This window comes from Mycobacterium sp., from assembly GCF_044342925.1.
GTDB lineage: Bacteria > Actinomycetota > Actinomycetes > Mycobacteriales > Mycobacteriaceae > Mycobacterium.
In genome coordinates this window covers 1-6,047 of sequence record NZ_JBIIOV010000183.1, presented here as the reverse complement: position 1 = coordinate 6,047, position 6,047 = coordinate 1, and the positions used below count along the sequence as shown (strand labels likewise).

General features: G+C 69.5%; 6 protein-coding genes. 1 reads left to right on the top strand and 5 read right to left on the bottom strand.

The window, feature by feature from the left end:
* The first annotated feature begins 216 nt into the window (after window positions 1-216).
* Entirely contained in the window at window positions 217-924 is a 708-nt protein-coding gene (locus tag ADBZ6I_RS15295) for a hypothetical protein (RefSeq protein WP_526385308.1), read from the top strand.
* Here the strand turns inward: ADBZ6I_RS15295 and proB are convergent.
* The 5 genes from proB to ADBZ6I_RS15270 form a co-directional block, all read right to left on the bottom strand.
* Window positions 897-1,997, bottom strand: coding sequence for a glutamate 5-kinase (proB, locus tag ADBZ6I_RS15290; protein ID WP_526385306.1), 1,101 nt, complete (start codon window positions 1,995-1,997; stop codon window positions 897-899). The genes ADBZ6I_RS15295 and proB overlap by 28 nt on opposite strands.
* Window positions 1,994-3,442, bottom strand: coding sequence for a GTPase ObgE (gene obgE / locus ADBZ6I_RS15285; protein ID WP_526385304.1), 1,449 nt, complete (start codon window positions 3,440-3,442; stop codon window positions 1,994-1,996). Before obgE ends, proB begins: the two co-directional genes overlap by 4 nt.
* A gap of 1 nt (window position 3,443) precedes the next feature.
* Complete coding sequence (gene rpmA, locus ADBZ6I_RS15280; protein WP_526385302.1) at window positions 3,444-3,707, bottom strand: 50S ribosomal protein L27; 264 nt, start codon at window positions 3,705-3,707, stop codon at window positions 3,444-3,446.
* Between the two features lie 50 nt (window positions 3,708-3,757).
* Complete coding sequence (rplU, locus tag ADBZ6I_RS15275) at window positions 3,758-4,078, bottom strand: 50S ribosomal protein L21 (RefSeq protein WP_526385300.1); 321 nt, start codon at window positions 4,076-4,078, stop codon at window positions 3,758-3,760.
* Window positions 4,079-4,207: 129 nt separating this feature from the next.
* Window positions 4,208-6,047, bottom strand: a 1,840-nt coding sequence (locus ADBZ6I_RS15270; protein WP_526385298.1) for an Rne/Rng family ribonuclease, incomplete at its 5' end; no start/stop codon positions are given.

Sequence of the window (6,047 nt, the reverse complement as noted above, 5' to 3'; positions counted from 1 at the left end):
CGATGCCATCCTGGCCGGACGGCTGCCCTGGCCGCACAAGGATCCGTTCGACCGGGCGATCGTCGCTCAGGCGCTGCGCCGCAATCTGACGATCGCCACCCGCGACACCCAGATGATCGACGCCGCGCTGACCGCCGTGCTGAGCGCCTGAAGCCCATGCTCCACCACCGCAGTGCTTCCGGTTTGCCCTGTCTCGACGACGGTAGGGTCTCCCCCATGCCTTCTGTCGTCGACATCGCCACCGCACTCGCGGTGGGCACCGTCAGCGCCGTGATCAAACCCGTCCGCCCCGACCCAGGTCCGGCCACCGAGCGCTGGGGCATCGGGGTCGGCGAGGCGGCCGCTGGGCTGCTGAACCTACCCGGTCCGGTCCGCGGGCTGGCCCGTCAGCTCAACCAGTTCGGTTCGGTGGTGGTCAGTCCGGACGGCATCGAGTTCGACGGCGACGAGGTGGACTGGTCGCGGGTCACCGAGATCCGCACCCGCCGGCTGGTCGGCTACCTGGTCACCGACGCGGTCACCGAACGGGTGAACCGGCTGCCGATATGGCGGTTCCCCGGCCGGGGAATGCTGCTCAGCGGCCTGAGCCACACCGCCCTGACAGTCATCGCGGTGGTCGCCGACCTCAAGCTCGACCGGGGTGTCTTCACCCTCTACATCCCGGCGGACGTCAAATTCAAGGGTCTGATCCGCAGCAAGCAGATGAGCCCGGGGGTCCCGGCGGCGCTGGTGCTGGCCGATCCGGCGGTGCGGGACTGCGTCGAGGCGACAGCCGCCGCGCACGGCGTCCCGGTCCGGCAGGCCGACGACGACGCGCTGGAAGCCGCCGCGGAAAGGGCGGCGGTGATCCGCTACGTCGCGGGTCAGGCCGTCGCGGGGCTGAGCGGTTTTCTGGGTCAGACCGGGACGAGATCGTCGGCGTGAACGGCCGGTCGGCGTAACTCCGCAGGCAGGTCCGCCGTGGAACGTCCGACCATGCTCGCCAATTCGGTTGCGTCGTAAGCCACTACGCCGCGGCCCACCAGCTCGCCGTCCGGGCCGTGCAGTTCCACGACATCGCCGCCGAAGAACCGTCCCGAGCACGCGGTGATCCCGGCGGGAAGCAGGGAGCGTCGCTGGGTGGCCACGGCCCGCACCGCGCCGGCGTCCAGGCTCAGCGAGCCGGCGGATTCGGCGGCGTAGCGCAGCCAGAACCGGCGGGCCGACATCCGGGTGGGACGGGGGGCGAAGACGGTGCCCACCGACGCCTCGGTGAGCGCGTCGGCGGCGTCGGCGGCCGCAGCCAGCAGCACCGGCAGCCCGGCATCGGCGGCCAGCAGCGCCGAGGACAACTTCGAAGCCATCCCGCCGGTGCCCAGTTTGCTGCCCTGCCCGGCCACCACACCGGCCAGATCGTCGGGCCCGGCGACTTCAGCGATGAAGCGCGCGTTACCTTTTCGCGGATCGGCGTCGTACAGGCCGTCGATGTCGGACAGCAGCACCAGCGCGTCGGCCCCCACCAGATGGGCCACCAGCGCCGAGAGCCGGTCGTTGTCGCCGAACCGGATCTCGTTGGTGGCCACCGTGTCGTTCTCGTTGACGATCGCCACCGCGTGCAGCGACCGCAGCCGGTCCAGTGTGCGCTGGGCGTTGGTGTGTTGCACCCGCTGGGCGATGTCGTGGGCGGTCAGCAGCACCTGCCCGACCGTGCGCTGGTACCGGCCGAACGCCGTACTCCACGCATTGACCAGCGCCACCTGGCCGACGCTGGCGGCGGCCTGCTTGGTGGCCAGATCGGTGGGCCGGCGGCTCAGGCCCAGCGGCTCGATCCCGGCGGCGATGGCGCCCGAGGACACGATCACCACGTCGGTGCCGGCCTTCATCCGCGCCTCGATGGCGTCGGCCAGGGCCGCCAGCCGGGTGGCGTCGAACAGCCCGGACGGGTCGGTCAGCGCGGTGGTGCCGATCTTGACGACGATGCTGCGCGCCGTGCGAACCGCGTTGCGGTGCAAGCTCACTGCTCGTCCTCAGCCTCACGGCGCTGGCGGCGGGCCTCCTTGCGCTCAGCGGCACCGGTCCGGTCGTTGCGTTCCACCCGAATGTCGGTGCCGCGCCCGGACAGAGTGACGTCCACCCCGGCCGGAGTCTGCGGCTCCCAGTCGAATGTCATATCGCCGATGGTCACCGAACAGCCGGATTTGGCGCCACGCTTGAACAGTTCGTCCTCCACACCCAGCCGGGCCAGCCGGTCGCCGAGGTATCCGACCGCCTCGTCGTTGGTGAAGTCGGTCTGGGCGACCCAGCGCTGCGGCCGGATGCCGCGGACGATGAATCCGCCGGTGTGGCTGGGGTCCGGTTCGACGGTGAAGCCGCTGGAGTCCACCGGAACGGGACGGATCACCGGCCGACGGGCCACCACCGGCGGCTGCGCGGCCCGGTAGGCGGCCACCATGTCCCACAACCCGAAGATCAACTCGCGCAGGCCTTCCCGCGCCACCGTGGACACCTCGTAGACCGGCCAGCCGCGCATCTCGATGTCGGGGCGGACGAAGTCGGCCAGTTCGCGTGCTTCGGGTACGTCGATCTTGTTCAGCACCACCGCCCGCGGCCGCTCGGCGAGGTCGCCCAGCGTCGAGTCACCCTGCAGGGTGGGCTGGTAGGCGGCGAGTTCGGCCTCCACGGCGTCGATGTCGGAGACCGGGTCGCGCCCGGGCTCCAGAGTGGCGCAGTCGACGACGTGCACCAGCACCGCGCACCGTTCGATGTGCCGCAGGAAGTCCAGACCCAGGCCGCGCCCCTCGGAGGCGCCGGGGATCAGACCCGGCACGTCAGCCACGGTGAAGGTGTGCTCGCCGGCGGAGACCACACCCAGGTTGGGCACCAGCGTGGTGAACGGGTAGTCGGCGATCTTGGGTTTGGCCGCCGAGATGGTCGAGACCAGTGACGACTTGCCCGCCGAGGGAAACCCGATCAGCCCGACGTCGGCGACGGTTTTCAGCTCCAGCGTGAGGTCGCGGGCCTGACCGTTCTCGCCCAGCAGCGCGAAGCCGGGGGCCTTGCGGGCCCGAGAGGCCAGCGCGGCGTTGCCCAAGCCGCCGCGGCCGCCCTCGGCGGCGACGAAACGTGTCCCGTCACCGACCAGGTCGGCCAGCAGCCGGCCCTGTTCGTCGAGCACCACGGTGCCGTCGGGAACGCGGACCTCCAGATCGGTGCCGGCGGCGCCGTCGCGGCTTCCGCCCTGCCCGCCCTTGCCGGAGGGGGCGACGACGTTCGGGTGAAAGTGGAAGTCCAGCAGCGTGTGCACCTGGGGGTCGACCACCAGCACAACACTGCCGCCGCGACCGCCGTTACCGCCGTCGGGGCCGCCGAGCGGCTTGTACTTCTCCCGGTGCACCGACGCGCACCCATTACCGCCGTTGCCCGCGCGGGTATGAATCACCACGCGGTCGACGAAGCGGGGCAAGCTACTCCGGTCGCGCGGTGCGAACGATGTTGACGACCTTGCGACCGCGCTTCTCGCCGAATTCGACCGCACCGGGGGCGGTGGCGAACAGGGTGTCGTCGCCGCCGCGTCCGACGTTCACGCCGGGGTGGAAGTGGGTGCCGCGCTGCCGCACCAAAATCTCGCCGGCCTTGACCACCTGGCCGCCGAACCGCTTGACGCCGAGTCGCTGGGCATTGGACTCGCGTCCGTTGCGTGAGCTGGAAGCGCCCTTCTTGTGTGCCATGTCTGTCGCCTCCTGCGGCTAGATGTTCTGGTTCTTCGCCTGACGGCTCATCAGTTGATTCCGGTGACCTTGAGCACGGTCAGCGGCTGACGATGCCCCTGGCGCTTGTGGTAGCCGGTCTTGTTCTTGAACTTGTGGATGCGGATCTTCGGGCCCTTGGTGTGCTCGAGGATCTGGCCGGTGACCGCGACCTTGGCCAGCTCGCCGGCGTCGGTGGTCACAGTGGCGCCGTTGACGACAAGGGCCACCGGCAGGGACACCGAAGCGCCCGGCTCGGACTCGATCTTCTCGACCTTCACGATGTCGCCGACGGCGACCTTGTACTGCTTGCCACCGGTCTTGACGATCGCGTAGCTGGCGTTGTCGGCCATCAGTTCCTCTTCAGTCGTGCGCGCGCGCTATTCCCTAGCGCGGGCTGGTCTGGATTGCGGGCCGCCGGCTCGGTGAAAATCCTGGCCTGGCGGCAACTGGTCAAGGGTACTCGGACCAGCGCCGGAGGGTCAAACCACGGGTGGTCCGGCAGGCCGGGCCGCGGCTCTGCGGCGCGGACGGCGCCCCGGGGGCGCCTGTTCGGCGACGATCTCGCGGGGTTCATCGGCGTCCTCGTCGTCGTCCTTGTCGTCGTCCTCGTCGTCGTCCTCGTCGTCGTCCTCATCGTCCTCGTCGAGGTCGTCGTCCTCATCGTCCTCGTCGTCGTCCTCATCGTCCTCGTCGAGGTCCTCGTCGAGGTCGTCGTCCTCGTCCTCGTCGTCGTCCTCGTCGAGGTCGTCGTCCTCATCGTCCTCGTCGAGGTCGTCGTCCTCGTCGTCGAGGTCGTCCTCGTCCTCATCGTCGAGGTCGGCCACCAGGTCCAGCTCGGCAGCCTCGACGACCACGCCGTCTTCACCCACGAGTGCCTCGAAGTCTTCGGCGAGCTCCTCGTCGCCGTCCTCTTCGTCGCCGGTCTTGGCCGCGGCCATCGCCTTGAACATCGGGTGTTCACCCGGCACGTGCGAGGGCACCCGCGCGACCTCGGCCACCGGCCCGGCCTCTTCGGTGCGGCCCTTGCGGCCTCGCCTGCTGCGCCGACCGCCGCCGCCGGCGGTGCTTTCGGCCTTGCGACCGGCAGCAGGTGCGTGGTCCACCGGTTCGGCGTGCACCAGAATGCCGCGGCCGCTGCACTGCGCACAGGTGCTGGAGAACGCCTCGACCAGGCCGGTGCCCAGCTTCTTGCGAGTCAGCTGCACCAGTCCCAGCGAGGTCACCTCGGAGACTTGGTGGCGGGTGCGGTCACGGGCCAGGGCCTCGGTAAGCCGGCGCAGCACCAGATCGCGGTTGGATTCCAGCACCATGTCGATGAAATCGACGACGATGATGCCGCCGATATCGCGCAGCCGCAGCTGGCGCACGATCTCCTCGGCCGCCTCAACGTTGTTCTTGGTGACGGTTTGCTCCAGATTGCCGCCGGCGCCGGTGAATTTGCCGGTGTTGACGTCGACGACCGTCATCGCCTCGGTGCGATCGATCACCAGGGTGCCGCCTGAGGGCAGCCAGACCTTGCGGTCCATCGCCTTGGCCAGCTGCTCGTCGATCCGGTGGACCGCGAACACGTCCGGCCCGTCCCCGCCGCCGGCCGGCGAGTACTTGGTGATCTTGGGAAGCAGCTCGGGCGCAACCGAATTCACATAACCGGTGATGGTCTCCCAGGCGCTGTCACCGGACACGATCAGGCCGGAGAAGTCCTCGTTGAACAGGTCGCGGACCACCTTGACCAGGACGTCGGGCTCCTCGTAGAGCGCCACCGCCGCTCCGGCCCGATTGCCCTTGATCCGCTCGGCTTCGGCCGCGATCGTGTTCCAGCGCTCCTGCAGCCGGTTGACGTCGCCGCGGATGTCGTCTTCCTTGACGCCTTCGGAGGCGGTGCGGATGATCACCCCGGCGTCCGCCGGAACGACATCACGCAGGATCTCCTTGAGCCGCTGCCGTTCGGTGTCGGGCAGCTTGCGGCTGATTCCGGTCGACGAGGCGCCCGGCACGTAGACCAGGTAGCGGCCGGCGAGCGAGATCTGGGTGGTGAGCCGCGCGCCCTTGTGCCCGACCGGATCCTTACTCACCTGCACGACGACGCAGTCACCGGGCTTGAGGGCCTGCTCGATCTTGCGGTTGGAGCCGCCCAGTCCGGCGGCTTCCCAGTTGACCTCACCGGCGTAGAGCACACCGTTGCGGCCGCGGCCGATGTCGACGAACGCAGCCTCCATCGAGGGCAGCACGTTCTGGACGATGCCCAGGTAAATATTGCCCACCAGCGACGCCGAGGCGGCCGAGGTCACGAAGTGCTCGACGAGGATGCCGTCTTCCAGA